Source organism: Actinoplanes campanulatus, from assembly GCF_014647795.1.
Lineage (GTDB): Bacteria > Actinomycetota > Actinomycetes > Mycobacteriales > Micromonosporaceae > Actinoplanes > Actinoplanes campanulatus.
Map to the genome: position 1 here is coordinate 85,713 of NZ_BMPW01000022.1, position 26,250 is coordinate 111,962.

Sequence of the window (26,250 nt, forward strand, 5' to 3'; positions counted from 1 at the left end):
CGCGACGCTACCAGGGAATCGTTACTCCTCCGAGACTCTGAGCACGGTTACCGTCTTTCCTCGACCATCGGTCACATACAGCCGCTTGCCGTCCGGTGACAGCGCGTTGACCCGCGGACTGTCCCCGACCCGGACCGTCGACACCACCCTGCCCGACGACAGGTCGATCACCGAGAGGTTGTCGGACCCCTCGTTCACGATGTAGGCGTGCCGGCTGTCCCCGGAGATCATCACGGCCTGCGGCTCCCTACCCACCGCCACCTTGTGGATCAGTCGCTGGTCGCCGGTGTCGTAGACCTCCACGGTGTCCAGGTCGTAGTTCGTCGCCACCAGCCGCTTCCCGTCCGGGGTGACGGCCAGCGCGTGCGGCGACTTACCCACCTTGAAGTTCTTCCGCACCAGCCGGTCCGCAACGCTCACCACCGAGATCTGGCTCGACTCGTGGTTGGCGGTGAAGGCGGTCTGCCCGTCCGGCGTGAACACGATCCAGTGCGGGTTCGGCGGCACCGAGATCCGCGCCGCCTCTGTCAGCGTCTTGTCGTCGTAGATCTCCACCCGGGCCCCGTTGTGGATCGGCACCCAGACCTTCCCGTCCGGCGCCACCGCCGGCTCGAACGGCCGCGGCCCGGTCCGGATCGTCTTGACCAGGGTCCTGTTCGCCGTGTCGATCACCGCGAGCCCGTTGCCGGTGAAGTCGTTCTCGAACAGCGACACATACAGCCGGCCGCCGTCCGCCGACAACGCCAGGAACCGCGGCGTGTTCGGCACCTTCACCACACTGACCTGCTTCGACTGCACGTCGACGAAGTGCACGTCCCTCGAGTCCTGATCGGCCACGTAGAGCGTCCGGTTGTCCGGCGCGACCGCCACACCCTCCGGCTCCCGCCCCAGCCTGATCTGCTCCAGCACCACCGGCTTCGCCAGACTCGGGGGCGCGGCCGGCTGCTGCGTCCCGGCCGGCTCGGTCGCCGGCCCGGTCGGCGCGGCGCCGGCGGTCTGCCCGGGCGCGCTCTGCGTCGGGGCCGAGTTCTGCGAGGCGGCTTCCGGCTCGTCACGGTTCAGGACAAACCGCACTCCGGCGTACGTCGCGCCGGCCAGCAGAAGCAGCGCCACCAGAACCCCCGCCACCAGAGCCAGGCGTCTCCGCGGCGGCTTACCCCCTTCGTCACCGTACGGTCCTGAGCCCCCGAATCCCGTTCCGTCCTCGTAGGTCACCCGCGGCGGACCGCTGTAACCGCCGCCGCCTTGCCGTCCGCCGTCCGGCCCCCATCCACCGGCCCCCGGCCCACTTGCCTGCCCGTATCCACCGGCTCCCGGCCCACTTGCCTGCCCGTATCCACCGGCTCCCGGCCCACCGGTTTGCCCGTAAGTGGTCGAACCCGGTCCGCCGGCCGGGCCGTAGCCGGTGCCGGCCTGTCCACCCGGATAGCCGGCGCCATAGGTGCCGGTCGGCTGGTCGTCCGGCTGTGCCGTTCCCGGGGCCTGAGCGGCCCCGGGTTGCGCCTGCGCCCACGGGTCGGCCGCCGGTTGCGCCTGGGCCCACGGGTCGGACCCCGGCCAGGCGGTCGCCGGCGAGGTCGGCCACCCGCCGGCCGGCGACGTGGGCCAGCCATCGGCGGCCGGCGACGTCGGCCACCCGACCGTGCCGGCGCCTGCCGGCTCGGCTACGGCCGGGTCCGCGCCGGTATCCGCCGCGCCGGTTGTGGCTTCCGTTCCCGGACCAGCGGTCGACGCGACCCAGGGGCGGCCCGAGGTGCCCTGCTGTTCGGTGCCCGGCCACCCGTGTGGCCGATGCTCCCCGGCGAACCCCCGACCAGCACCCGCGTCCGCGAACCCACCGTGCTCCGCGGCCGACTCGCCCGGCGCGGACGGAACCAGCCAGGGTCCGTTCTCCTCAGCCGGTTGCCGTTGAGCCGGAATCGAGACCCCGTTCCCGGACGTCCGCCCCGGCCATGGCCCGGCAGGCCCCGCCGAACTCTGCTCCACCGGACCGCGGTCCCCGTCATCGGCCGAACCGGGTTCCGGCCCGTCCGTGCCACGCTCATCGAGGTCGGGCGACGTCTCCTCCCGAGCGTTCCCGTCCCCGCCACCCGCGTTCACGGCAGAGTCCGCGTTCGTTTCGCTCGGCCGCGTTCCCGCTGCGGCCGCTGCTGCCGCAGCACCCGCCGCGACAGCACCCGCAGTGCCGGCAGCGACGGTGCCCGCAGTGCCGGCGGCGACGGTGCCCGCAGTGCCGGCCGCGACAGTGTTCGCAGTGTCCGCCGCGTCGGTGCCAGCCGAGCTCTGGCCGGGTTTCCGCCCCGCCGACGGCCAGAAGCCGTCCGGATCGGACTCCTGTGAACCCCACGAACTGCCCGGGACCGGCCACCCTCCGCCAACCACAGCCGCGGGTTGCCCGGCCCGGTCGTCCGCGCTGCTCGCCGCCACGCCTGATGCGGGCGTTTCCGAGGCGGTACCCGGCTCCGAACCGGCGGACCGTGTCGCATCCGGGCTCTCCGCAGCCGTCGTCGTGCCGGTCGCGTCCACGTCCGGGCGCACTCCCTCAGGGCTGTCGGCCGCCGTTTCCTCAGCGACGGAGACCTCCGCATGTTCGCCGTCCGGTCCGGAGGTGTCATCGGAAGCCGTCGCCGGGTCGGTGGTGTCCCACCCGGCTTCCGGTCCGGTGGTCGCGGCCGGTTCCTGGGGAACGGCCGGTGCGTCCGCTGCCGTTACCGGGAACGAACCACGTACCGTCGCCCGAGGCGCGACCAGGGGTTCGTCACCCGAAGGCCCGGTCGATTCGGTCTCCGGGACGGCCCCTTCGGACTCGCCGCCGAGGGCGTCCGAGTGCTCCACAGCCGAAGTGTCGCCGCTCGTTCCCGCTGCGGAGGCCACCGGAGACTCATCGACGGGCCTGGCCGTGTTCTCGAACGAGGCCGCCTCGCTGACGCCTGCGCCAACCGAGTCGCTGCGCCCTACTTCCGTGCGGCTGTCGGATACCGGGCGGCTGTCGGACGCCGGGCGGCTGTCGGACGGCGAAGCCGCCTGCTCGGCGGCGTCACTCACCTGCTCGGCAGTGGAACTCTCCAGCGCCGCCGATTCGCCGGTAGCTGTCCGGGCCGCCGGATCCCCGGGGCCATCCGGCTGCCCGGTTGCGGGAATGGTGAAACGACTCGACGACGGCGGCCCACTGGTGGGCGCCCACGGCGAGGTCCACGCCGCGGTGCGCGAACCGTCCGAGTCCGGGACCTCACCGGGGGAGACCCGCGGTGACGCGTCAGCAGGCAGCCCCGAGGACGCCGGCCCCGGCAGTGAGCCCTCGACCGGTGGCGGGGTGCTCCGAACCGGCGGGCCGCTCGTGGGCGACCACGCCGGGGACCCGGATGTCGGTGCCCATCCGGGGGATCCGGCTGACGGCGGGACCGCTTCGGCCGTACCGGAAGAGGGTTTGGGTGATGTGTTCTCTGACCCGGCGGATGTCGGCGCCGAAGCGGAGGATGGCCATGCGGCCGGTGATCCGGCGCCCTCGGGCGCGCCGCCCGGCTGAGCGGGTGGTGCCGCCTCCCCGGGCGCCGTTGCGGGGTCCGGAGTCTGCCAGGGCTGATTCCGGACTTCGCCGGGCCAGGCCGTCTCACCCGGCCACGCCTCCTCGGGCGTCGGGGTCTCGCCCGGCCAGGCCGCCTCCCACGCGGGCGCCGGGCTACCCGATGCCGGCGGCACGAAGCCACCGCCCGGAGGCGATGTGTGCGGCCCGGCGCCGGATGAGGGCGCGGGAGAAACGGAGTACGGGCCGGCGCCGGAAGCCGGTGTGGAACCGATCGCCGGCGACCCGGGTGGGGAGACCCCAGCCGCGGCCGGAGCGCCACCCGCGGCCGGAGCGCCGCTCGTGGGCGGGGCGCTGGGTGGCGCGGCGGGCAGGGCCGCCTGCCCGCCGTTCCCTCCGGGTGCCGGGACCCAACCGCCGGTGGCCACGTCGAAGTCCGCGGCGACCTCGCCGGTCACGGTGAGCCGGGCGGATCCGGCCGGGCCGTCGAGGGTGACCGCCCCGTCGAGCCGGCCGACCGTGGGGAACCAGGAGACCCGCAGCACGTTGCCTTCGAGGCGGGCGTGCAGGCCCTCGGCATCGCTGGAGACCGCCGACGCGGCGGCCAGCGGTGGGCCCTGGACGGCGACGACGGCGGCGAGCTGGCGGGTTCCGGGGGCGACCCGGCCGAAGTCGACGGCCGGTTCGTCGAGGCGGACCGAGGTGCGGCGGAGCGCTGCCGACGCCGCGGCCGCGACCCGGCCCTCGCCGGTGGCGAGCCGCTGCAACGACGAGCGGGCCTCGACGGCGCGGGACAGGTCCTCGCCGGCGGCTGCGATCGCGAGCTGGGCGATCTGCGCCATCTGGTCGCTGCCCTGGCGGCGGATCCGGGCCAGGTACGGCTGCCGCCCCGACCCGAACACCCACTGCCGCACGCTGGGATCCCGTTCGCGCAGGTGGTCGTGGAGTTCGCCGATGCCGATCCAGCCGTCCCGGTCGCGGTCGGCGGCGCCGGTGACGACGCCGTCGGCGATGAGCCCGGCGAAGGTGGGCGGTTCGGGCCGGGCGGTGGCGGCGATGACGACGCGGCTCTGCCACTCGGCGGCCCGGGCCGCGCGGAAGTGGTGCCCGGCGTCGACCGGACTCCCGGTACGCCCGTCGAGCAGCACCACGGCCTGCCCGGCCCGGCTCCGCTGCATGAGGACGGCCATCTGCGCCACGTCGATCGCGGTGTCGGTGGGCCGGCCCATCACCGTGTCGGCGGTGGCCAGGTAGAGCCCGCCGCCGGGCCCGGTCAGCATGACGCCGCGGAAGTAGACGAGGACGCAGTCGTCCTGCTCCCGGCCGTCGAATATCGACTTCACCCGGGAGTACGCCTCGCGCGCCCCGGGATCTCGCAGGTACGTCACGTCGAACCCGCCGAGCGCCGTCTCCCCGAGCACGTCCACGAACGCCGGAACATCTGCCGACGGCACCGAGAACCTGCGCAACACGGGATCGTCGTGCTGCTCGACGCTAACCACTACTGCAAGTCGTCGCCCGCTCATCGAAAGCATCACCCGTCATCCATGGTGCGACGACGAGGCGCGACACGAAACCCCGAGTTGATTACGAACGGCGTCGATCCGGCGACACTGCGTTGTTGATCTAGCCGGTACGCGGTCGTCCGGGCCGCTCGGCGACGGGTGTCCGCATGGCGATCTACCAGCGATGATGTTGCCGGATCGCCGGGCCTGGGAAGAGGTGGAAGAGCGTCGATCCATCGTGCGCCGGAGAGTGTGCCGAAGTCACGGCGGATTCCCGGATTTCACCGGATCCGGTGGTTCTACCATGATCGGATGTCTGATCTGTCCGGTGCCTTCGGGTTGCGCTCCGTGACGCCGCCGACCGTCGAGGTCGATTTCGGGGCCGGTCCACAGACGATGATCGCCTCGATGACCGTACTCAATCTGATCAATCGCGTGCCCACCGACGGCCCGGTCGACTTCGCCGCGCTGGACGCCTTCCCGCAGGCCAGGAACATCCTCTGGTCCGGCGCCGACCGAGGTCTCGCCGAGGCGCTCCGCACCCGCCCGCGGATCCGCTTCCTCGAATGGCGCGATCCGGTCGGCGACATCGATCTCGCCAGCACCGCCGTCGCCACCCTGCGCCTGCACGGCTGCGGCGGCCTGCACGGCCTTCGCCTGCCCGCGATGGAGACATTGCTGCTCGCGGGCCGGTCACCCGCGCTGCGGGTCGATCTTCCCGATGCGGGGTACGACGTGAGCCTGCGCTGGTTCCCCGACGAGCCGGACGAGGGGCTCCCCGGCGGGCTTCACCGGGTGCGGAACGCTGAGCCGGGTGTGCGGCTCCCTGGCGGGCTGCACCGGGTGCGGGACCTCTGGCTCCGGGTGGGCGCCGGGGTGTCCGCCTCGGTGCTGTCCGGCCTCACCGAGCTGGCGGAACTCCGGCTCGACTTCGACGACCCGCCGGGCAGGTTGGAGGATCCGCACCTGCTGGCCGCCTGCTGCCGTCTGCGTACCATCTCGCTGTCCGGCGCCTACGCCCTCGGCCCGGACGATCTACCCGATCTCCCGGAGTTGCGCCGCCTCGAACTGCACGGGATCCGCCGCGGCGTGGCGAGGGCGCTGCGCGACCACTACCGGGGGAGCGGTGTCCAGGTGCGTGTGCGGGGCGACGTCTCCGACGCCTGGCTGGCCCGGCACCTCGGCAACCCGTTCCGGGACTGGGTGGAGGACTCGGAGGCGGCCGCCGAGGAGGCCGGTTCCGCCTATGCGCGGGCGCTCGCGGCCGCCGAGGGGATCACCCCGTCGGCGCCGGATCTTCTCCTGCGGGCCGAGCGTGCGCTGCGCCGGTTCGTCGCCGATTTCAACGGCATAGATCAGCGGTACGGCGTGATCGACACCGCCGAACGGGAACAGGTCTGGGACGCCTACCGTGGCCTGGCCGCGCGGTTCCACGTGCCGGTGGACGAGGAACCGTCCGAGTGGTTCGACGACGGCCGGGAGTTCTGACGGATGCCGCGATCGCGCAAGAACGCGCCGTTCGGCGACGATTGCTCGAGATCTGCATCGATGTTTGCGTATGGCTTGAGCGGTCGGCGGGGACCGGCCGAATCTCGCGGCGAAGTCGGGGAACACGCGAACAGGCGACTTGACACCGAGGCCAGGCGACAACCGGGGAAGAGACTCCCTGGCGACGGCTGACGGGCGTGCCCCGGCATGGGCACGCCCGTGTTCGCTCAGCTGTTGGCGCCGACCAGCTCGCGGGCCTTCGCCGGCCAGGAGGCGAGGCTCGCCGAACCACGCATGCCGGCCGCGTTGATCGCCTGCTTGAGGCTGTCCACGTCGGAGTCGGCCAGCTTCGCGTAGGTGGTGATGCCGGCCGCGGCGAGCGCGACGGCCACCTTCGGGCCGATGCCCGCGATCTTCGTGAGGTCGTCCCGGGCGTCGACCGGGGCGGGCGAGGCCGCCAGGTCGGGCTCCTCGGTGATGACGGCCTGCACCGGAATGACCGGCTCGGGGGACACGACCGGCTCGGGGGCCACGACCGGCTCGGGCGCGACGACCGGCTCGGGCGCGACGACCGGCTCCGGGGCGACGACCGGCTCGGGCGCGACTACCGGCTCCGGGGCGTGCGCGGGCTCAGTGGCGGCAACCGGCTCGGCGACAGGCTCCGGGGCGGCGACCGGCTCGGGCTCGGCGATGGGCTCCACGACGGGCTCGGCGACAGCGACGGGCTCGGCGACAGCGACCGGCTCCGGCTCGGCGATGGGCTCGGTGACCGGCTCGGGCTCCACGATGACGACCGTCTCGGGCTCGTCGACGGCGACGGGCTCGGCGGTCTCGGTCTCAGTGAAGGCCACGGTCTCCTCGTCGGCCGCCTTCTCGGCCACCGGCTCGGCGGCCACCGGCTCGGCCGGGGTCCCGGGCTCGACGGCGGGCGCCGCCTCGGTCTCGGGCTCGGCGGCGACGGGCTCGGCGATGAGCTCGTCGGCGGGCGAGGTCACGGGAGACGGCTCGGTGTCGGTGCCGGCCGGCGTCGCGACGACCGCGGGCGCGACCGCGGCGGCCTCGGCCGAGGACGACGACGGCGACGACGGGGCTGAGGTCGACGGGGCCGAGGTCGACGTGGCCGGGGCGGCGGCGCCGGAGCGGCGGCCCCAGATCAGCCAGCCGGCTATCACGCCGATCACGAGCCCGGCAACAAAGTAGAGGAATGATGCCATATCGGGCCTCCGGACAGGAGAGGAGGATGCATGTGGTAGCGGGCAGCTTCGCACATCGCCTCAAGCTGCCACGACGAGGGTGTCGACCAGCGTCGAACACTCGCCACCTGCGGCGCCCCAAGATTTCCGGCCGGTTACGCCGATCGGGCGACCCGGTCCGATCACCCGATCAGGTACGCGATACGGCGCCCGGAACGAGCCGGTTCGTCGCATACGTGATGGCCCACAGCACCACCCCGATGAGCAGCAGCACCCCGGCCACCCGGTAGTCCGCCCCGGCCCGCCCGGAGAGAGGACTGGCCAGGAAGGCGCAGGCGACCGCCCCGAGCACCGGGATGACCGTCGGCGCCCGGAAGTGATCGTGGTCGACCCGGTCCCGCCGCAGCACCAGACAGGCCACGTTGACGACGGTGAAGACGCAGAGCAACAGTAGCGCCGTGGTGCCGCCGAGGGCGGCCAGATCGGCGAACCAGATCAGCCCGAACGCGATGAGCGTGGTGAACACGATTCCCACCCAGGGCGTACGGCGACGCCGGTGCACCAGGCCCAGCACCTTCGGCAGGACCCGCTCGTTCGCCATCCCGTACAGCAGCCGGCTGGCCATCATCATGTTGATCAGCGCCGAGTTGGCCACCGCGAACATGGTGATGAACGCGAACACCCACAGCGGGAACCCGGGCGCCCCGGCCTGCACCACCTTGAGCAGCGGCGTGTCCCCGGAGCCGAGGTCGGCGGGCGCCACCAGCGCGACCGCCGAGATCGCCACCAGCACGTAGATGAGCCCGGTGACGCAGAGGCCGGTGAGCATGACGCGCGGGAAGATGCGGACCGGGTCCCGGGTCTCCTCGGCCATGTTGACCGAGTCCTCGAAGCCGACCATCGCGAAGAAGGCCAGCGCCGTCCCGGCGGTCACGGACAGCCACACGCTCTCGCCGGGCGGGGTGTTGAACTCGGTGAGCCGGGACAGGTCGCCGTTGCCGCCACCGAGCGCCCACGCGCCGACCCCGATGACGATCAGCAGGCCGGTCAGCTCTACACAGGTGAGCACCACGTTCGCCTTGACGCTCTCCCCGACGCCCCGGAAGTTGATCAGGCCGACCAGGGTGATGAAGCCGAGGGCCACGGCGGTGAGCACGAACCCGTCGCCGAGGGACAGGTCGAACGCCTTCCCGAAGTTCCCGGCGAACGCCTTGGACGCGCTGGACGCCGAGGTCAGCCCGGAGCACATCACCGCGAAGGTGACCATGAAGGTCAGGAAGTGCACCCCGAACGCCTTGTGCGTGTAGAGCGCCGCGCCGGCGGCCCGTGGGTACTTCGTGACCAGCTCCAGATAGCTGAACGCGGTGAGCAGCGCGACCAGGAACGCCAGCAGGAACGGCAGCCACACCGCGCCGCCGACCTCGTTGGCCACCTTGCCGGTCAGCGCGTACACGCCGGTGCCGAGGATGTCCCCGACCACGAACAGCAGCAGCAGCGCCGGGCCGATGACCCGGTTGAGAGTGGGCTGCTCAGACCCGGGCGCTGTCACATCCGCCATGAGTGCTCCCTGTGAAGGTCCACTGCGGATAAGTGACGTTACCCGTACCTTGGGTGACATGCATATCGTGCTTGCCGCAAATCCCCAGGCCGAGCAGCCGTGGGTGACCGACGCCGTCGCCGATCTGGCCCGGCAGACGGGCGCGTCGGTCACGGTGCTCGCGGTGGACGAGCTGGAGAGCGAGTATCTCTCACCGATGCCGCGCAGCGTCTACACCGAGCGGGCCGAGCATGCCGCGGAGGCCGCGGTCCGGCGGTTGGCCGAGGTCGGGATCGAGGCTTCGCGTACGGTCCTGCCGGGCCGCGCCGCGGAGCAGATCATCCGGTTCGCGAGCGATCAGAAGGCCGACCTGATCGTGCTCGGTTCGAGCGTGCGCCCGGTGGTGGCGCAGCGGCTGCTGGGGAGCGTGCCGCTCACCCTGATCCAGAAGGCGGGCCGCCCGGTGCTGGTGGTCACCCGCCCCGTGAACGAGTGACCACCAGACCCTGGCTAGCGAAGGGTCACGAAACCGCGGGGTAGTCCGCCACGAAGACCGGCTGGCCGACCTTGGTGGTGTCCGCTGCCTCGCCGACGCCGTTGACCACGTGGTCGATGATGCCGGCGCTCAGGTTGACGGTCATGATGTGGTGCAGCTTGACGCCGGGGGTCTGCGGCACCTCGAACCCGTTCTCGGTGTGGATCGACGGGTTGTTCTGGTTGAAGACGTAGACGCCCGCGCCGTACAGATGATGGGTCTTGACCTTGGCTCCGACCTTGTAACCGGCGTAGCCCTCGACCGATCCGTTCATCCAGTCGGCCTGGGTGGGCGGGTCGTACGGAAGCTCGTTCTGGTAGAGGACGGTGGTGCCGCGCTCGCCGTTCCAGACGGTGTTGTACTTCTGGAAGTGCTCGACGAACAGGCCGGTCGCGGTCACGTCGTCGCCGTTGATGACGGCGCCGTAGCGGCCGGTGTTGGTCTTCCAGCGGTCGGTGTCGCCGTTCACGCCGTTGGTGAAGCCCTCGACGCCGTGGTCGCCGCGCCACACCCAGGTGTGGTCGATCAGCACGTCGTCGCTGTTGACCTCGAGCGCGATGTTGGTCTTGCCGATGTGCGGGCCGCCGACCCGGAAGTAGACGTCGTTCAGCGTGGTCGGGTTGGCCGCCGAGCTGAAGCCGAGGCCGTGCTTCTGGCCGACGCGCAGCAGGACCGGCGACTCCTTGGTGCCGGCGTCGATGGTGACACCGGCGATGATCGCGCCGGGCACGTTCGCGACGTCGAGCGGGACGGCGCCGTTGACCGCGGTCAGCGTGGCGTGGCCGAGGCCGAGGACCACGGTGTTCGGGCGGCGCACCTCGATGCTGCGGGCGATGTCGTAGACGCCCGGGGTGAGCAGCAGGTGCTTGCCGAGCGCCAGCGCCACGTTGATCTTGGTGACCGAGTCACCCGGCTTCGCGACGTAGAAGTCGGAGAGCGGGATGGTACGGCCGGAGGCGTCGTCCCAGGAGGTGCCGGCCGTGTTGCGCTTGGCGGCGGGCACGCGTACCTGGTACTTGCCCTTGGCGTCGACGAACAGGAACGGCTTCTCCCGGCTGACCGGGGTGGTGTCGAGGGTGGTGTAGGGCGGGTCCGGGAACGCCGCGTCGTCGGGCGCGCCGGTCACCCCGGCGAAGACCTGGTTCCAGACGGCGTTGGACCAGTTCTCCACCGAGCTGTTGCGGGTGAGCCACTGCTGCTGGGAGCCGTTGACGGTGTTCGGCAGCTTCGAGTTGGCGATGAAGCCGCCGCTGGCGTACTGCGGGCCGGCGGTGCAGTAGTCCATCAGCGACAGCGTGCCGCCGGTGAACTGGGTCCGGCGCAGCGAGACGGCCTGGGAGACGGCCCAGAAGTTGGCGGTCTGCCGGCAGCCGTCCTGGCCCGCCCCGTTGATGTTGACGGTCAGGTTGGACAGGGTGCGCCAGAAGTTGACCAGCGCGATGCAGTTGGGGTTGGCCGGGTCCGAGCCGAGGCAGCGGTTGTACGCCTCCACCTTGCCGTTGATCACCACATCGCCCGGGTTCGCCCCGAGGCCGGTGATCTCCGTGTAGTAGCCGACCTTGATCTGGAGCGGCTGCTCGGCGGTGCCGTACGTGCCCGGCTTGAACAGGTACGCGTACCGGGCCGTACCCATCTCGTTGTCGACCTGCTTGGCGTAGGTGGCGTCCAGGGTGGCCTGGATGTCACCGACCGGCATGCTGGGGTCGAAGACGGTGACGTTGGAGCCGAAGCCCGGAGTGCCGGAGCCGTGCGCCGACGCCGGTGAGCCCGGCATGGCGGCGAGTGAGAGCCCGAGAGCGAGGGCACCCACTGCGGCGCGGCGGAACGGGCGGATTCTCGTCATGCGGAGGGGTTCCTTCCGAAACAAGATCGCAATGATGCCCGTCACAGAAACAACCCTCGATCGCCTCTGTCAAGGGAAGCTCTCCGGCATGCGGCCCGAACCGGGGCAAGACGGTCAGGTTCCGGAACCAAGCTGACCGAAAAGCCGGTCGGAACCGCTCCCGGAAGCGGTTACGAGACGGCCTCCGCGAAGACGACGATGTTGCTCCGGTAGCTGCCCCGGCCACGGTCGAAGACGCCGCCACAGGTGATCAGGCGCAGCCCGGGACGATCCAGCGGGGTGTACACCTGGTCGCTCGGAAAGTCCCGCTTCGGATAGGTGGCCACCTTCGTCACGGTGAAACGGGCGACGGTGCCGTCGGTACGGCGTACCGCGACGGGGTCGCCCGGCCGCGCCTCACCCAGCCGGTGAAAGACCGCGGGCCCGTCCCGCGCCGAGTCCACGTGCCCGGCCAGCACCGACGCGCCCACCTCGCCCGGCGTGGGGGAGTGGCGGTACCAGCCGGCCGGGGCGTCGCCGCGCAGCGGCGGCACCTCGAGCGTCCCGTCGTCCCGGAGCCCGAGCGTCATCAGCCCGGTGTCCACACCGATCGACGGGATCTCCAGGCGCACCGGCACCGATCGCTGCATCCCCCGCCCGCCGGCCGCGTTCTTCTCCTTCTTTCTCTCACTGCCCACCGCCCAGCCGGACGGCGTGAGGTCAGAGGGCGAGGCGCCGACGGCCTCCGCCACGACGGACGGTGGTACCGGTCCGGTGTCCTCGGTGCGCAGGCCGAGCGCGACGGTCGCGGTTCCGAGCATCGCCAGCACGGCGGCGAAGGCCGCCGCGCGGCGGTCATGGACGCGGGGCACGCCGCGCCTATCGGTGGTTCGGGCGCCGCATGCTGTACGCCCCGGCAGCGGCCGCCGCGATGAACAGGAACAGGCCCGTCACCAGCAGCGTGAGGCGCCGCCCGCCGACCAGCCCGCCGCCTCCGGTGTCCACGCCGCCGGAGGGTGTCGGCTGCGGAGCGGCACTGGGCTCATCGGTGACCGGGGGCGGTTCGGTCGTGCCGGGCGGCTGGGTCGTGCCGGGTGGCTGGGTGGCGCCGGACGGTTCGGCCGTGCCGGACCCACCGGCACCGGGCGGCACTGATCCGTTTCCGCCACCGGACGGCCCGGGGTTCACACCGCCCGGCTGCGAGCCGCCCGGGTTCGGCCCACCGGGGTTCGACGCGCCCGGGCTCGGCCCGCCCGGGTTCGACGCGCCCGGATCCGGGGAACCGGGCGGCGGCGCGCCCGGGCCGGACGACGCCGGCCCGGCGGCGGGCGGCTGGTCGTCCTCCCGGCTGTCGCAGTACGCCAGCACGGAGAAGAGCAGAATCAGCGCGAGCAGCAGCCCGGCGCCGATCGCGACGGCCCGGTTGTTCTGCAACGGGCTCGGCCGGCGGTGTGCCGGATAGCTGCTGGGGTCGGACATGCGGTCCTTCCGGGGACGGCCGGGGTGGGCGCCACGCTAGTGGTCCTCTTCCCCGTTCCGCAGCCTTCTATCCGTGATCGGTCACTTCGGACGGTCCCGGGGCGTCGAGCCCCGCCCGGCACGAGCCGCATGCCGGGTGGCGCTTTCGGTTCGCTGTCCGATGCGGATCACAGCAGAAGGAGGTAGGCGGCGAGCGTCAGCACGACCACGGCGACGGCCGCGGGCAGGAGCACCCGGCGCAGCTCCCGGCGGGAAGGGCCGGAGGGGCTGGCGAGGCCGGACGGGCCGCGCGGCGGCTCCGGCACGGTGTGACCGGGCTTCCCGGAGACCGCGTCGACCGGCTGCATGGCGTACGGCACGGCCGGCACCTCGGGATGCGGCGCGGGCGAGGCCGGCCGGGAGTCGGAGAGCAGCGGCAGCCCACCCTGCCGCGCGGAGGCCGGCTGGGCGGCGTGGAGCGGCGCGTTCTCCGGATCACCGGGGTTGACCGTGTGCTGCCCGGGGGCCGCGGGCCCGGTCGGCGGCACCGGCGGGAAGAAGCCGTTCGGTGGTGGCGTCGGAGGGCCGCCCGGCTGGATGTGATCGGTCCACTTCCCGCCGTCCCACCAGCGCTGGGCCGGTAGACCGCTTGGATCGGCATACCATCCGGCGGGCTGCGACATGGGCGTGCTCCCTTCTCTGACCGGGGACGAGGGCTGATCCTCCCGATCGGCCGGAGACACCCGGGTCTGAAGGGTTCGCGCCCGCCGGGCTCGACCGGCGGGCGGGTGACGAGGGGTTCCCGCCCGTCGGGGCTGACCGGCGGGCGGGTGACCCGGCTCAGGAGCGGGTGATGACCAGGTTGTCGACGGCGGCCTCGACGAGGGAGGCGGTGCCCGCGTCGGCGGCCTCCACCCGGATGCGGACGGTCTGCCCGGCGTACGAGGACAGGTTGGCGGTCGCCGTGGTCCAGGCCGCGGCCTTGTTCGTGGCGCTCGCCGTCTGGCTGAGCACGGTCGTCGTGGTGGTCCCGGAGACGACCTGCACGCGCAGGTAATCGGCGCTCGTCGCGTTGTTGAGGTAGGCCAGGTACCAGGACAGGCTCAGCGTCAGCGTGCCGGTGGGCAGCGTGATCTGCGGGGAGACGATGCTGGTCACGCCCCCGTCGAGGTCGTTGGCCCCGGCGCTGGATCCGGCGGTGGCCCCGGTGATCAGGGCGTAGCTGCCGCCGGCCGCCGCGTCGAGCTGGGTGGCCACGCCGGAGCTGCTGGTGGCGGCCGGGTTGCCGCGTTCCAGCAGGCCCGCGGTGGCGGTGTTGCCCGTGCCGGCGGCCCAGCCGGTCGCGGTCTCCAGGCCGTCGGACCAGACGGTGGTCCCGGGCGGCGGTTCGGTTCCGCCGCCGTCGGCGAGGGTCCAGACGGCGTACGCGATGGCGTCGCTGTTGCGGTCCAGCGCCGTGTCGTTGATGTTCGACGTGGTGTCGCAGGAGGCGTGGTAGCAGGGGTCGAAGCGGGTGGCGGTGCCGCCCCAGAGCGTGACCTGCGCGGAGGTCTTGGTGCCCTCGGCCCCGGTGAAGATGCCGCCGGCCGGGATGCCGTTGGCGATGAACGGGCCGTAGTCGCTGCGGCCGTCGAAGTCGGTGCCCCGGGTCGGCACCCCGATCGAGGTGAAGTAGGCGGCCAGGGTGGCCTCGATCTGCGCCGAGCCGGCCGGGCCGGGACCGGAGCCGGTGCCGTCGGAGTTGTCGCCGTCGTAGAGGAAGTAGCCGGGGTTCGGCGAGCCGATCATGTCGAAGTTCAGGTAGCCGGTGATCGCCGACCGCTGCGCGCTGGTGAGCGAGTTGACGTACGCCGTCGATCCTCGCAGTCCCAGCTCCTCCGCGCCCCACCAGGCGAAACGCAGGTGCCGGTCCGGCTGGAAGCCGGACCGGGAGACCTGGAGGGCGACCTCGAGGATGCCCGCCGAGCCGGACCCGTTGTCGTTGATGCCGGGGCCGGCCGTGACGCTGTCCAGGTGCCCGCCGATCATCAGCGTGTCGCTGGTGTCGCCGCCCGGCCAGTCGGCGATCAGGTTGTAGCCGGTCGCCCCGTTGTACGTGAACGACTGCTGGGTGGTGGTGAACCCGGCCGCGTCGAGCAGGTTCTTCACGTACGTGACCGAGGCCAGGTAGCCGGGGCGGCCGTGCGCCCGGTTGCCGCCGTTGGCGGTCGCGATGCTCTGGAACTGGCTGAGGTGCGCCTTCACGTTGGCGACCGCGATGTCCGGCGCGGCGGCGGCCTGGGCGGGAGTGGCTACAGCGAGGCCGGCCGATAGCAGGACGGCGGCGCCGACGAAGGGTGTTGCTCGCACGAGATCTCCTCTGCGGGCTCAGGAATCTGGGGTGGCCCGAGCATCGCAGAGGAGAACGCCCGGACCCCCATATCAATCGATACCTATCAGGGGGGCCCGGGCGTCCGGTGTGGAACTACTGCATGGCGTTGCGCTTGGCGGCCTGGATCTGCTCGTAGACCCGGGTACGCAGCTGGATGAACCGGGGGTCGGCCCGGGTGGTCAGCTGGTCCCGGTGCTCGGGCAGGTCGATGGCCAGCTCCTCCTGCACCACGGTCGGCGAGGTGGAGAGCATCACCACCCGCTGTCCGAGGTAGACCGATTCGTCGATGTCGTGGGTCACGAACAGGATGGTCACGCCCAGCCGCTTCCACAGCTGGCGGACCAGGTCCTCCAGGTCGGCCCGGGTCTGCGCGTCGACGGCCGCGAACGGCTCGTCCATGAGCAGCGTCTGCGGCTCGTACGCGACCGCGCGGGCGATCGCGACGCGCTGCTGCATGCCGCCGGACAACTGCCACGGGTACGCCGACGCCGTGCCCGTCAGTCCCACCGCATCCAATGACTGCTCTACAAGCTGCTTGCGTCGGGCTCGCCCGACTCCTTTCTGCTTGAGCGGCAGCTCCACGTTGTCGCGCACGCTCATCCAGGGGAACAGGCTGCGCCCGTACTCCTGGAACACCACGGCCATGCCCTTCGGCGGCCCGTCGACCTTCTGGCCGTTGACGCGGACGTCCCCGGCGGTCGGGTCGAGCAGGCCGGAGATGCAGCGCAGCAGGGTGGTCTTGCCGCAGCCGGACGGGCCGACCAGGCAGACCAGTTCGCCGTTGTCCACGGTGAACGTCAGGTCGCGGAGCGCCTCCACCTCCCGGCTTCCGGACCGGTAGACCTTCCGCAGTCCCTTCACTTCGAGCATCGTCGCTCCTCCCTCAGCTCTGGCGCTGCGCCGCGCGCAGGCCCTCGTACCATCGCAACGCCCGCCGCTCGGCGAGCCGGAACAGCAGCGACAGCACGAAGCCGAGCAGGCCGAGCAGGATGATCCCGCTCCACATCTCGGGGATCGCGAAGCTGCGCTGGAACTGCACGATGGTGAAGCCGAGGCCGTTGCTGGCCGCGAACAACTCGCTGATCACCATCAGGATGATCGCGATGGACAGCGCCTGGCGCAGTCCGGCCGCGATCTGAGGGCCCGCCGACGGCAGGATCACCTTGGTGATACGGGCGACGCCGTTCACCCCGTACGAGCGTGCGGTCTCCAGCACCACGCTGTCCACCGCGCGGACGCCCTCCACCGTGTTGAGCAGGATCGGCCAGATGCACCCGAAGACGATGACGATCACCTTCATGGCGTCGCCGATGCCGGCGAACAGCATGATGACCGGCACCAGCACCGGCGGCGGGATGGCCCGGAAGAACTCCAGGACCGGCTCCGTCACGGCCCGCAGGCGCAGGTTCATGCCGATCGCGACGCCGGCGCCGACGCCGATCAGGGCGGCCAGCAGGAATCCGGCGAGCAGGCGCAGCACGCTGGGCGCCACGTCGGCCCTCAGCCGGTCGAGGCCCCAGGTGTCCCCGAAGGCGACCAGGATCTTCTCCAGCGGCGGGGAGTAGAAGCTCTCGCTGTCGGCGCTGAGGAAATACCAGCCGGCGAACAGGGTCAACGGCAGTGCGATGGCGAGCAGGATCTTCTTGACCACGTTCATCATCAGACGGTCACCTCTCCCCGCACGGACTGGTGCCAGGCGAGCAGGCGGCGCTCGCCGGTACGAGCCAGCAGGTTGATGATCACGCCGAGCACGCCGGTGACGACGATCAGGGCGTACATGGTGGGAACGGCCTCGGAGGCCTGTGCCACGGCGATCTCCTTGCCCAGGCCGGGCGAGCCGATGACCAGCTCGGCCGTGATCGCCAGGACCAGCGCCACCGAGGCGGCCAGCCGGACACCGGTGAAGACGTACGGCAGGGCGGTCGGCCAGAGCACGTGCCGGATCCGGCCCCACGCGGAGAACCGGAAGCTGCGGGCGGTCTCGAAGGCGACCGGGTCGACGTCGGCCACCCCGTACAGGACCTGGACCAGGACCTGCCAGAAGGCGGCGTAGCAGACCAGCAGCAGGGTGGAGCCGAGCTCGGTGCCGTACATCAGCACGGCGAGCGGGATCAGCGCCACCGACGGGATCGGGCGCAGGAACTCGATCGTCGAGGCGGTCAGTGACCGCAGCACCGGGATCGACCCGATCACGATGCCGGCGAGCACGGCGGCGCCGACCGCGATCGCCAGGCCGACCGACCAGGCGATCAGGGTGTCGGTGAGCGCCGTCCAGAACGCGGGGGTGCCGGCCTCCTCGGCCAGCGCGGCCGCGATCCGGCTGGCCGGCGGCAGGTACCGCTCGTCGACCAGGCCGAGCCGCGGCGCCAGCTCTATGACGAGAAGCAACCCGGCCAGGCCGACGGCGCCCAGGAGGGCGGTGCCGCCGGACCGGGCCGGGTTGCCACGACGTGGGGACGTCACGGGAGGAGCTTCTCCAGGTCCGGGGTGCCGGTGAAGATGCCGTCCTCGGCGCCCAGGGTGGCGAGGGTCTGCACCGACGGCTCGTTGATCTGGGTCGGCCACTTCGGCAGCACCAGCGAGGCGCGGAGCTTCTCGTCGATCTTGGTGTAGGTGCCGAGCACCGTGCGGACCTCGTCCGGGTGCGCGTCGGCGTAGGTCAGCGACTCGTTGATCGCCTCGGTGAAGCGCTTGACCAGGTCGGCGTCCTTCTCGATGAGCTGGGTCGAGGCGAAGTACGCGGCCACCGTCAGGTTCGGCGCGGCGTCCACGAACGTCGACGCGATCTCGCGGCCGCCGGCCGCCTTGATGGTGGACAGCTGCGGCTCGACCACCCACGCGGCGTCGACCTGACCGTCCTGGAGGGCGGCCGGCATGTTCGGGAACGGCATCTCGACGAAGTTCAGGTTCTTCTTGTCGCCGCCGTCCTTGCGGACCGACTCGCGGGTCACGGTGTCACCGATGTTCTTCAGGGTGTTCACCGAGATCTTCTTGCCGACCAGATCCTTGGCGGTCTTGATCGGGCTGTCGCCCTTGACCACGACGGCGCCGAAGTCCTTGCCCGCCTCACCGGTCGACGCGACGCCCGCCGCGATCGCCTTGATCGGCACGCTCTTGGTCTGGGCGATCAGCAGCGAGGTGAAGTTCGAGAAGCCGAACTGGAACTGGCCGCTGACCACACCGGGGACGATCGCCGCGCCGCCCTGACCGGCTTCCAGGGTGAGCTCGATGTTCCGGCTCTTGAAGAAGCCCTTCTCCTTGCCCAGGAAGATCGGGGCCACGTCGACGATCGGGATGACACCGACCTTGACCTGGTCGACGCCGCCCGCGTCGGTGGTGCCGCCCGAGTCGCTGGAGGTGCCGCAGGCAGCGAGGGCGCCGGCGAGGACGGCCGCCGTCAGCCCTGCGAGAAGTCGCCGCATATTTACTCCTTCGAAATGTGTGCGCATGACGAACGTGAGTTCTCATAGAGAACGCTATGATGTGCCCCGTGTCACGTCAACGACTTGGGTCGATCATCTGATGCCGCGCGAACCGTACTACGTTCAATCGCTGGAGCGGGGGCTCGCGGTCATACGTGCGTTCGATTCCCGGAACCCCGAACTCACGCTCAGTGACGTGGCCCGCGCCTGTGGTCTCACCCGCGCGGCCGCCCGCCGATTCCTGCTCACCCTCACCGATCTCGGGTACGTACGCACCGACGGCCGGCTGTTCTCGCTGGCCCCGCGAATCCTGGAACTCGGCTACTCGTACCTGTCCAGCCTCTCGCTGCCGGAGGTCGCCGAGCCCCATCTGGAGCGTCTGGTGGCGGAGGTCCGGGAGTCGTCCTCCATGTCGGTGCTCGACGGTGACGACATCGTCTATGTCGCCCGTGTCCCGACAAGTAGGATCATGCGGGTCGCCATCAACGTGGGTACCCGATTTCCGGCATACGCGACGTCGATGGGCCGGGTCATGCTGGCCGCCCTACCGGAGCCGGAGCTCGACGCCTACCTCGCCCGGGCCACGATGGAGCGGCTCACCGACCGCACCATCTGCACCCCCGACGCGCTGCGTGCCGAGCTGCGGCAGGTCCACCTCCAGGGCCACTCGATCGTCGATCAGGAGCTCGAGGAGGGGCTGCGGGCCATCGCGGCGCCGATCCGGGATCGCACCGGCGCCGCCACCGGGGCGGTGAACATCTCGGTGCACGCGGCCCGGGCCACCGTCGACGAGATCCGCGAGCGGCTCCTGCCACCGCTGCTCGCGGCCACCGCCGCCATCGAGGCGGACCTGCGGGTCGCGGCGCCGCGGCGGACCATCGCCTGAACCCGGTCAGGCGGCCCCGGCCGCGGCGCCGGGCGCGGTCGCCCCGGAAACCCCCGTCTGCCGCCGGTCACGGCAGTCGCCATCCACGGTCCACAAGGACCGGTCCGCCCGCACGTTCGGTCTCCCGGCGGGCGGGCGCACACGCTCGGGCCGCCGAAGCCGTGGTGGCCGCACACGGAAGACACCGCGTGCGCGGCCACCACGGCTGTATGCCACGTGCGCGACCACGACATCGTCACCGTGTGCGCCCACCCATCCGGTGGAACCGTTGCCACCCGCCCCGGGCGACCGGTGTAGCGGCGGAGAGTGGGCGACCCGGGTGCCTGGAGTTTCAGACCGCCAGAGCCACGGCCACGCCCACGAACACCACCTGCATGGCGGTACGCAGCGGCAGCGGGGTGACCGGCCGCCCGCCCAGGCTCAGCCCGCGCCGGGCCGCCGACACGTTGGCCGGGAACATCGCGAGCATGAGCAGCGCCAGCCCGGCCGCGGCATAGGGCGCCAGCGGCGGGATCAGCAGGGCGACGGCGCCGGCCAGTTCCAGGACACCGGTGAGCGTGACGAGCAGGTCCGGCCGGGGGAGCGCGGGCGGCACCATCGCGATCATGTCCTCCCGCCAGCCCGGCCGGAAGTGCTGCATCCCGGTGAGGAGCAGCATCAGCGCGAGGCCGCCGCGCAGGGCCGGCTGCCAGCCGTCGAGAGCGTCCACACCGGCCAGGCCGATCAGGCGGAGCACGGCGGACCCGGCGATCAGAGCGAGAAGCGGAATCATGAACATCACCTTTCCAGTGGAAAGTTTCCACTGGAAAGATAGCGCGGTGCTCCCGATTTTGCCAGTGGAAAGATAGGGTTCCGGCATGGAGCCGTCCGCCTACCACCACGGGAACCTGCGCCGCGTCATGCTTGACGCCGCGCTCCAGGCCATCGGCGAGTCCGGCCCCACCGGCTGGAGCCTGCGCGAGCTGGCCCGCCGCGCCGGGGTGTCACACACCGCGCCCACACATCACTTCGGCGACAAGACCGGTCTGCTCACCGCCGTCGCGGCCGAGGGCTTCGACCTGTTCGCCGCGACCCTCGAAGCGGCCGGCGGCGACTTCCGCGAGGTCGGCGTGGCGTACGTCCGCTTCGCCGTCCGGCACCGCTCCCACTTCCAGGTGATGTTCCGCCCCGAGCTGTACCGCCCCGCCGACCCCGCGGTGGCCCCGGCCCGGGCCCGCGCCGCCGCCGTCCTGTCCAGCGGCGGCCGAGCCCTCTCCCCGGACCCGGCCCGCGACCGGCTCACCACGGTGGCCGCCTGGTCGATGGCCCACGGCTTCGCCGACCTGTGGCTCAGCGGCGCCCTCGCCGACGCCGCCGAGATCGACCCGGAGACCTACGCGCGCGACCTCATCACCCTGGCCTTCGGCCATCTCCATCACCCTAAAGCCTGATCTATCTCGTTTCAGAGCCTCTCATTCAGACATTGGCGATAAGTCCGATATACCATTACGGCTGCGATTGCGCGGGGTTTCCGACCCACCGCTGACCCGACGGCGAATGCCCGTGTTCAGCCCGCCCCGCGTCGCCGAGTGATCTCGCGGTGATCTCGGCCGGCAGAACAAATCAGCTCATGCTGCGCGGAGAAGGCTTCCGTGCTCTAGCGTTTGCGAGTTCTCGTGGATCACAGCCATAGGGAAATTCGTGAGGTCGTCTGCTACGGGGTACTCGGTTTTCTGACTCCACGGCCGATCGACTGGACGATCCCGCTGATGAAGAACATCGTCATTTCATATCGTTCCTACAAGCGCACCAGGCCCCTGGTGACCGATGGGCTGACGGACCGGGACGGCCGTCCGGTTCCCCGTAAGGAGGCGGTTCGGGAAATCGGTTCGGCCGTCAACATGGCCAACTTCGAAGCGCTGCGGTCGGCTTTCGCCGAGAAGAAACGGCGCGAGGAGAAGTACGAGCGCTGGGCCAAGATCGTCGCGGAGGACGATCGGTTCGGATACCTTCGCTGGCTGGTGAACGGAGCCGATTCACGCGACTGCGACGCGATTCTCGTCATCGGCGTCGCCGGGGTGGATTTCAAACGCGCTCCCCTTCTCGTCAGGCATCAACTGGTCGACTACCGCGCGATCGGGACCGAGATCGCGAAAATGTGGAGAAACGCAAACCGTCGTGACTACGGGAAGGCCGACTCGTGAAGATGGGCAGCGAGATCGAATTCGAGTGCGGGCACGCGGACCCGGAGGAGACGGACGAGTTCTCCCCCTACGAGGACGGATACGCCGTGCACGAGGCCGGGCACGTCCTGGTCCGGTACGGCGAATTCGAGACGGCGCTGAAATGCATGGAATTCGCCCTGGACCGTGGTGTCGTCCGGGCGGACGACGACGTCATGGTGATCGGGGAGACCGTCGAAAGGGCCGGGCATCCCCGCGAATCCGTCGTCGCCGTGCCGGTCGCCCGGGTGCCGACCGGCGAGGGCGGGCAACCGCTGCGGCCCCCGGTGGGCAGGTTCCGCGGCTCCACCGCACTGGTCGCCGCGGCCGCCGTCCTGGGCGCCTTTCTCGTCGTCGCACAGCTCGACGTCGGGGGTGGGATGCGCGAGGAGCCGCAGCGACTCAACTCCCTGGTGCTTCAGACCGTGCCCGAAGGAGAGGCTCAGCAACTGCCGGTCGTTCAGGACGGCGCCGCACGCCGGACCGAACCCGAGACACCGGCCGGTGCCCCGCCCTCGAACGCCCCGGAGACGACCGAGCCCCTGGACGAGACCGTGACGGTGCTCCGCGGGCCGAACAAGAAGGGCGGCATCAGCACCGCCTTCGTACCCCGGGAACGCGGCACGAAGAAGAACGAGTCGCGGATGCGCTGGAAGGAGGTGAAGTCCTCGCGTCTCGTCACCACCCTCCAGTCGCCCGAGGACGCCGAATGCACCTGGCAGTTCCGCGGCGGCGACGGCACCACACCCGAGTACCGCACCTCGCAGATCGCCGTCGAGCCGGGCGAGGCGCGGAAGGTCGAGGTCCCGGTGAACCGGTGGCGGGACGTGATCGCGGTGGCCGAGACGGACCGCGCCGGAGGTGACTGCTTCATGGTGGACCCGGTGTTCGAGCGCACGGGGAAGGACGACACGCCCCCACGTCCGGTGTCGACGGCCCCGGACCGCTGGCTGGAGACGACGGCGCCCGCGGCGACGCCCGAACCCACGGCGACGCCCGAACCCACCGAGACGCCCGTGCCCTCAGTGGAACCGGAGACGAGCGGCGGTCTACTACAGTCGGCCGGCCCAGGGGAGCCGTCGAAGGAGTAGTGCCGTGCGCGTCACCGCCCACCTCGATGTCGAGATGATCGCCATCGAGACCGAGGACCAGGTCTCCGTGATGATCGAGCTGGCCGCGCCGCCCGCGCCCGGTGACGGCGCCGAGCGGGCGCCCAGCACCCTCGTGGTGGTGCTGGACCGCAGCGGCTCGATGCGCGGCGACCGGCTCGACGGGGCGAAGAGCGCGCTGACCGCGCTCGTCGACCGCCTGGACCCCCGCGACCACTTCGGCCTGGTCGCCTTCGACGACCGGGTCGACGTGGTGGTGCCCGCCCGGCGGCTGACCGACAAGGCGGCGGCCAGACGGGCCATCGCCGGGGTGGAGGCGCGCAACAGCACCGACCTGTCCGGCGGCTACCTGCGCGGGCTCCAGGAGGCCCGCCGGGTGGCCGGGGCGGCCGGCGCCACCGTCCTGATCATCAGCGACGGGCACGCCAACGCGGGCATCACCGATCCGGAGGCGCTGGCCCGGGTGGCGGCCGAGGCGTACACGCACGGGGTCACCACGTCGACGCTCGGGTTCGGGCTGGGCTACGACGAGCGGATCATGTCGGCGCTCGCCCGGGGCGGCTCCGGCAACGAGCACTTCGCCGAGGAGCCGGACACCGCCATCGCGCTGATCGCCGGCGAGGTCCAGGCCCTGCTGGCGCAGACCGTCCAGGCCGCCTCGCTGCACGTCGCGGTGACCCCGGTGGTCAGCGGCGTGCTGGTGGTCAACGACCTGCCCGCCAACGTGGTCGACGACGGCCTGCTCATCGAGCTCGGCGGCTTCTACGCCGACGAGACCCGGAAGCTGGTGCTCACCTTCGACGTGCCGGCGGTCGCCGCGCTGGGCCTCGCCGAGATCGCGACGCTGACCTTCACCCATGTGGAGCTGCCGGCGCTGGCCCAGCACACGGTGACGGTTCCGGTGCACGTCAACGTGGTGCCCGGTGACGTGGCCGCCGGCCGGGTGCCCGACCCGGTGGTCCGCACCGAGCTGGTCTACCTGCGCGCCCAGCGGGCCAAGCGACGCGCCTCCGACCTGCTGAACCAGGGCGACTCGACGGCCGCGCTGGAGGAGATCCGGCAGGCCCGGGAGGAGATCGGCAAGGCGCGGGCGGACGCTCCGGAGTCACTGGCCGCCGACCTGGCCGAGGAGGCCGCGACACTCGACTACCTGGCGCGCGAGACCGAGATGGGCTCGGCCTCGCGCGCCGGTAAGTTCCTGTCCGCCAGCTCCCGGGCCCGCCTCCAGAAGCGCGGCCGGCGCTACGACACCCCGCCGGTCCCGCCCACCGGGGAGCCCGACCAGGACGACGACGGGGACGGGGACGAGAGCTAGGGCAGCCACTTCTCCCAGACGGTGCGGTTCGCGTCGACCCAGTTGCGGGCCGCGTCCTCGGCGGACAGACCGTTCTGGGTCATGTCCTTGGCGACCTTGTTCTGGTCGTCGTTGGTCCACTTCCAGTTCTTCAGGAAGGTGGCGGCCGGGCTGCCCGAGTCGACGAACTTCTTCCGGGCGATCTTGTCGAGGTCGTACGGCTGGTAGTCGCAGGCCACCGTCTCCCCGTCGGCGTCGCAGCCGGGCGTGTAGTTGGGCAGCGGCACCCGTACCAGTTTGATGTCCGACAGCAGCCACTGCGGCTCGTAGAAGTAGCCCAGCAGCGGCGTCCGGTTGGCCTGCGCCTTCCGGAACGCGGCGATGAGCTTGTCCTCGCTGCCCGCGTACACCACGGTGTAGTCGAGCTTGAGGTTCTCGATCAGCTTGTCGTCGTTGGTGACGAAGGACGGGTCACCGGCCAGGAACTGGCCCTTCTCGCCGGAGGCCTTGGTCTTGAAGAGGTCGGCGTAGCTGTTGAGCTTGCGCCAGTTCGTGATGTCCGGGTAGGTCCTGGCCATCCACGGTGGCACGTACCAGCCGATGACGCCCTTGTTGCCGGTGAGCCCGAGCTCCACGGCGACCTTCTGGCCGTCGATGTACTTCTTCTTCAGATCGTCGTGGCCCCAGTTCTCCAGGATCACGTCGATGCTGCCGTCGACCAGGCCGGCCCACGAGGCGGTCTCGCTCAGCTCCACGGTGCCGACCGTGCAGTTCAACTCCTCCTCGAGCAGGTAGCTGACCACGGCGACGTTGGCGGAGTACCCGGACCAGGGGTTGACCGCGATGTTCACGCTGCCGCAGCCGACCGGGTCGGGCACACCGGGCGGCGGCGTGATGGCCGCCTCGGTGCCGGAGCAGCCGGCCAGCGCGGCGATGCCGATGGCGGCGATGAGCCGGGAGAGTCCGCGCCTCACCGGACCGACCCCGCCCGCTCCCGGCCCGCCCGTTTGGCGAGCACCTCCTCGGTGAGCGCCACCAGGACGCTCTTCACCGACTCGCGGTCCCGCGCGTCGCACTCCACCAGGGGTACGCCCTCACCGACCCCGAGCGCGTCGCGGACCTCGGCGAGCTGGAACCGCTGGGCGCCGGTGAACCGGTTGACGCCGATGATGAACGGGATCTCGTGCTCCTCGAAGTAGTCGATGGCCGGGAACGAGTCCTCGATCCGCCGGGTGTCGACCAGCACGATCGAGCCGAGCGCCCCGTCGACCAGGTCGTCCCAGAGGAACGCGAACCGGTCCTGCCCGGGGGTGCCGAACAGGTAGAGCAGCAGGGCGTCGTCCAGGGTGATCCGGCCGAAGTCGAGGGCGACGGTGGTGGTGGTCTTGCCGGACACCGCGGAGGTGTCGTCGATGCCGATCGACCTCTCGGTCATCTCGGCCTCGGTGACCAGCGGCTCGATCTCGGAGATGGCCCCCACGAAGGTGGTCTTCCCGACGCCGAAGCCGCCGCTGATGACGATCTTGACAGCGATGGGGTGCGCTGTCGACGGCTCCCTAGAGCGCCCGGACACGGTCCCTGATCCTTTCGATCAAACTGGTGGAGAGCTCGCCGGACTGGTCCTCGACGGAGAGGTAGCCCTGCGTGATCAGGTCGGCCACGATGACGCGGACGACGCCGAGCGGCGCGCGCAGCGCCACCGACAGATCGGCGACCGACATCGGCGCCTGTGCGAGTTCGACGATCCGCCGGGACTCGAAGCGCAGCGGCGCCGACAGCGCGGCCGGTGCCGCGTGCAGCAGTGTCTCGATCCGGATTCCGTCCTGCAGCGGCTCGGTACGCCCACCGGTCAGCATGAACGGGCGGATCACCGGATCCTCGTCCATGCCGCCCGAGTGCAGCCCGT

At 71.2% G+C, this 26,250-nt stretch carries 23 protein-coding genes; 7 read left to right on the forward strand and 16 right to left on the reverse strand.

All coding sequences use genetic code 11. The features are described 5' to 3' along the window. Positions 1 to 21: 21 nt before the first annotated feature. Positions 22 to 4,992, reverse strand: a complete 4,971-nt coding sequence (locus tag IEZ13_RS35495; protein ID WP_183219941.1) for a beta-propeller fold lactonase family protein — start codon at positions 4,990 to 4,992, stop codon at positions 22 to 24. Positions 4,993 to 5,340: 348 nt separating this feature from the next. Between IEZ13_RS35495 and IEZ13_RS35500 the strand changes: the two genes are divergently transcribed. After that, positions 5,341 to 6,516: a hypothetical protein gene (locus IEZ13_RS35500; RefSeq protein ID WP_183219943.1), complete on the forward strand. Its 1,176-nt coding sequence runs from the start codon at positions 5,341 to 5,343 to the stop codon at positions 6,514 to 6,516. 227 nt (positions 6,517 to 6,743) lie between these two features. Here IEZ13_RS35500 and IEZ13_RS35505 read toward each other — a convergent pair whose 3' ends face one another. Together IEZ13_RS35505 and IEZ13_RS35510 are read right to left on the reverse strand one after the other, a co-directional pair. After that, positions 6,744 to 7,730 (reverse strand): helix-hairpin-helix domain-containing protein, encoded by a 987-nt coding sequence (locus IEZ13_RS35505; RefSeq protein ID WP_183219945.1) that lies wholly within the window; start codon positions 7,728 to 7,730, stop codon positions 6,744 to 6,746. 169 nt (positions 7,731 to 7,899) lie between these two features. Continuing rightward, a complete protein-coding gene (locus IEZ13_RS35510; RefSeq protein ID WP_183219947.1) occupies positions 7,900 to 9,267 on the reverse strand; it encodes an APC family permease in 1,368 nt (455 codons plus the stop codon). A 58-nt stretch (positions 9,268 to 9,325) separates the two neighbouring features. Here IEZ13_RS35510 and IEZ13_RS35515 point away from each other — a divergent pair, with 58 nt between their 5' ends. Then, positions 9,326 to 9,742, forward strand: a complete 417-nt coding sequence (locus tag IEZ13_RS35515; protein ID WP_183219948.1) for a universal stress protein — start codon at positions 9,326 to 9,328, stop codon at positions 9,740 to 9,742. A gap of 25 nt (positions 9,743 to 9,767) precedes the next feature. On the opposite strand, the gene IEZ13_RS35520 is transcribed toward IEZ13_RS35515, so the two are convergent. The 9 genes from IEZ13_RS35520 to IEZ13_RS35560 all read right to left on the reverse strand — a co-directional run bounded on the left by IEZ13_RS35520 (position 9,768) and on the right by IEZ13_RS35560 (position 18,854). Then, the gene (locus tag IEZ13_RS35520; RefSeq protein ID WP_183219950.1) at positions 9,768 to 11,624 is read right to left on the reverse strand and encodes a glycosyl hydrolase family 28-related protein; all 1,857 of its coding nucleotides are present in this window, start codon (positions 11,622 to 11,624) and stop codon (positions 9,768 to 9,770) included. 170 nt (positions 11,625 to 11,794) lie between these two features. Continuing rightward, positions 11,795 to 12,475: a class F sortase gene (locus tag IEZ13_RS35525; protein ID WP_183219952.1), complete on the reverse strand. Its 681-nt coding sequence runs from the start codon at positions 12,473 to 12,475 to the stop codon at positions 11,795 to 11,797. Between the two features lie 7 nt (positions 12,476 to 12,482). Then, on the reverse strand, positions 12,483 to 13,082 hold the full coding sequence (locus tag IEZ13_RS35530; protein ID WP_183219954.1) for a hypothetical protein: 600 nt from the start codon (positions 13,080 to 13,082) through the stop codon (positions 12,483 to 12,485). Between the two features lie 167 nt (positions 13,083 to 13,249). After that, entirely contained in the window at positions 13,250 to 13,744 is a 495-nt protein-coding gene (locus IEZ13_RS35535) for a DUF2510 domain-containing protein (protein ID WP_183219956.1), read from the reverse strand. A 157-nt stretch (positions 13,745 to 13,901) separates the two neighbouring features. Further along, positions 13,902 to 15,410, reverse strand: a complete 1,509-nt coding sequence (locus tag IEZ13_RS35540) for a M28 family metallopeptidase (protein ID WP_183219958.1) — start codon at positions 15,408 to 15,410, stop codon at positions 13,902 to 13,904. A 115-nt stretch (positions 15,411 to 15,525) separates the two neighbouring features. Further along, positions 15,526 to 16,302 carry an ABC transporter ATP-binding protein gene (locus tag IEZ13_RS35545; protein WP_183219960.1) on the reverse strand — a complete coding sequence of 259 codons (777 nt, stop codon included), beginning with the start codon at positions 16,300 to 16,302 and terminating at the stop codon, positions 15,526 to 15,528. Positions 16,303 to 16,315: 13 nt separating this feature from the next. Beyond that, a complete protein-coding gene (locus IEZ13_RS35550; protein WP_229795447.1) occupies positions 16,316 to 17,092 on the reverse strand; it encodes an ABC transporter permease in 777 nt (258 codons plus the stop codon). Beyond that, a complete protein-coding gene (locus IEZ13_RS35555) occupies positions 17,092 to 17,895 on the reverse strand; it encodes an ABC transporter permease (RefSeq protein ID WP_183219962.1) in 804 nt (267 codons plus the stop codon). The genes IEZ13_RS35550 and IEZ13_RS35555 overlap by 1 nt, the downstream gene beginning before the upstream one ends. After that, complete coding sequence (locus IEZ13_RS35560) at positions 17,892 to 18,854, reverse strand: ABC transporter substrate-binding protein (protein ID WP_183219964.1); 963 nt, start codon at positions 18,852 to 18,854, stop codon at positions 17,892 to 17,894. The genes IEZ13_RS35555 and IEZ13_RS35560 overlap by 4 nt, the downstream gene beginning before the upstream one ends. Before the next feature lie 100 nt (positions 18,855 to 18,954). Here IEZ13_RS35560 and IEZ13_RS35565 point away from each other — a divergent pair, with 100 nt between their 5' ends. After that, positions 18,955 to 19,740, forward strand: coding sequence for an IclR family transcriptional regulator domain-containing protein (locus IEZ13_RS35565; protein WP_183219966.1), 786 nt, complete (start codon positions 18,955 to 18,957; stop codon positions 19,738 to 19,740). Between the two features lie 331 nt (positions 19,741 to 20,071). Here IEZ13_RS35565 and IEZ13_RS35570 read toward each other — a convergent pair whose 3' ends face one another. Beyond that, positions 20,072 to 20,512 carry a DoxX family protein gene (locus tag IEZ13_RS35570; protein ID WP_183219968.1) on the reverse strand — a complete coding sequence of 147 codons (441 nt, stop codon included), beginning with the start codon at positions 20,510 to 20,512 and terminating at the stop codon, positions 20,072 to 20,074. Between the two features lie 85 nt (positions 20,513 to 20,597). Here IEZ13_RS35570 and IEZ13_RS35575 point away from each other — a divergent pair, with 85 nt between their 5' ends. The 4 genes from IEZ13_RS35575 (at position 20,598) to IEZ13_RS35590 (ending at position 24,365) form a co-directional block, all read left to right on the forward strand. Continuing rightward, complete coding sequence (locus IEZ13_RS35575; protein WP_183219970.1) at positions 20,598 to 21,170, forward strand: TetR/AcrR family transcriptional regulator; 573 nt, start codon at positions 20,598 to 20,600, stop codon at positions 21,168 to 21,170. A gap of 318 nt (positions 21,171 to 21,488) precedes the next feature. Further along, on the forward strand, positions 21,489 to 21,923 hold the full coding sequence (locus IEZ13_RS35580) for a hypothetical protein (RefSeq protein WP_183219972.1): 435 nt from the start codon (positions 21,489 to 21,491) through the stop codon (positions 21,921 to 21,923). Between the two features lie 2 nt (positions 21,924 to 21,925). Continuing rightward, positions 21,926 to 23,032, forward strand: a complete 1,107-nt coding sequence (locus tag IEZ13_RS35585) for a hypothetical protein (RefSeq protein WP_183219974.1) — start codon at positions 21,926 to 21,928, stop codon at positions 23,030 to 23,032. A gap of 4 nt (positions 23,033 to 23,036) precedes the next feature. Next, positions 23,037 to 24,365, forward strand: coding sequence for a vWA domain-containing protein (locus IEZ13_RS35590; RefSeq protein ID WP_183219976.1), 1,329 nt, complete (start codon positions 23,037 to 23,039; stop codon positions 24,363 to 24,365). Here IEZ13_RS35590 and IEZ13_RS35595 read toward each other — a convergent pair. From IEZ13_RS35595 to IEZ13_RS35605, 3 genes are read right to left on the reverse strand one after another with little or no spacing between them, the layout of a single operon-like run. Beyond that, positions 24,362 to 25,318, reverse strand: a complete 957-nt coding sequence (locus IEZ13_RS35595; RefSeq protein WP_229795449.1) for an ABC transporter substrate-binding protein — start codon at positions 25,316 to 25,318, stop codon at positions 24,362 to 24,364. The genes IEZ13_RS35590 and IEZ13_RS35595 overlap by 4 nt on opposite strands. Next, positions 25,315 to 25,917 (reverse strand): GTP-binding protein, encoded by a 603-nt coding sequence (locus IEZ13_RS35600; RefSeq protein WP_183219977.1) that lies wholly within the window; start codon positions 25,915 to 25,917, stop codon positions 25,315 to 25,317. The genes IEZ13_RS35595 and IEZ13_RS35600 overlap by 4 nt, the downstream gene beginning before the upstream one ends. Then, the gene (locus IEZ13_RS35605; protein ID WP_372441833.1) at positions 25,901 to 26,230 is read right to left on the reverse strand and encodes a DUF742 domain-containing protein; all 330 of its coding nucleotides are present in this window, start codon (positions 26,228 to 26,230) and stop codon (positions 25,901 to 25,903) included. The genes IEZ13_RS35600 and IEZ13_RS35605 overlap by 17 nt, the downstream gene beginning before the upstream one ends. Between the last annotated feature and the right edge of the window lie 20 nt (positions 26,231 to 26,250).

Bases quoted from the DNA above. Each gene is read 5' to 3' on its own strand.
- IEZ13_RS35565 (WP_183219966.1), top strand. From the start codon at position 18,955: ATGCCGCGCGAACCGTACTACGTTCAATCGCTGGAGCGGGGGCTCGCG.
- IEZ13_RS35500 (WP_183219943.1), top strand. From the start codon at position 5,341: ATGTCTGATCTGTCCGGTGCCTTCGGGTTGCGCTCCGTGACGCCGCCG.
- IEZ13_RS35575 (WP_183219970.1), top strand. From the start codon at position 20,598: ATGGAGCCGTCCGCCTACCACCACGGGAACCTGCGCCGCGTCATGCTT.
- IEZ13_RS35560 (WP_183219964.1), bottom strand. From the start codon at position 18,854: ATGCGGCGACTTCTCGCAGGGCTGACGGCGGCCGTCCTCGCCGGCGCC.
- IEZ13_RS35580 (WP_183219972.1), top strand. From the start codon at position 21,489: ATGAAGAACATCGTCATTTCATATCGTTCCTACAAGCGCACCAGGCCC.
- IEZ13_RS35505 (WP_183219945.1), bottom strand. From the start codon at position 7,730: ATGGCATCATTCCTCTACTTTGTTGCCGGGCTCGTGATCGGCGTGATA.
- IEZ13_RS35535 (WP_183219956.1), bottom strand. From the start codon at position 13,744: ATGTCGCAGCCCGCCGGATGGTATGCCGATCCAAGCGGTCTACCGGCC.
- IEZ13_RS35530 (WP_183219954.1), bottom strand. From the start codon at position 13,082: ATGTCCGACCCCAGCAGCTATCCGGCACACCGCCGGCCGAGCCCGTTG.
- IEZ13_RS35510 (WP_183219947.1), bottom strand. From the start codon at position 9,267: ATGGCGGATGTGACAGCGCCCGGGTCTGAGCAGCCCACTCTCAACCGG.
- IEZ13_RS35585 (WP_183219974.1), top strand. From the start codon at position 21,926: ATGGGCAGCGAGATCGAATTCGAGTGCGGGCACGCGGACCCGGAGGAG.
- IEZ13_RS35545 (WP_183219960.1), bottom strand. From the start codon at position 16,302: ATGCTCGAAGTGAAGGGACTGCGGAAGGTCTACCGGTCCGGAAGCCGG.
- IEZ13_RS35605 (WP_372441833.1), bottom strand. From the start codon at position 26,230: ATGGACGAGGATCCGGTGATCCGCCCGTTCATGCTGACCGGTGGGCGT.
- IEZ13_RS35570 (WP_183219968.1), bottom strand. From the start codon at position 20,512: ATGATTCCGCTTCTCGCTCTGATCGCCGGGTCCGCCGTGCTCCGCCTG.
- IEZ13_RS35515 (WP_183219948.1), top strand. From the start codon at position 9,326: ATGCATATCGTGCTTGCCGCAAATCCCCAGGCCGAGCAGCCGTGGGTG.
- IEZ13_RS35550 (WP_229795447.1), bottom strand. From the start codon at position 17,092: ATGATGAACGTGGTCAAGAAGATCCTGCTCGCCATCGCACTGCCGTTG.
- IEZ13_RS35520 (WP_183219950.1), bottom strand. From the start codon at position 11,624: ATGACGAGAATCCGCCCGTTCCGCCGCGCCGCAGTGGGTGCCCTCGCT.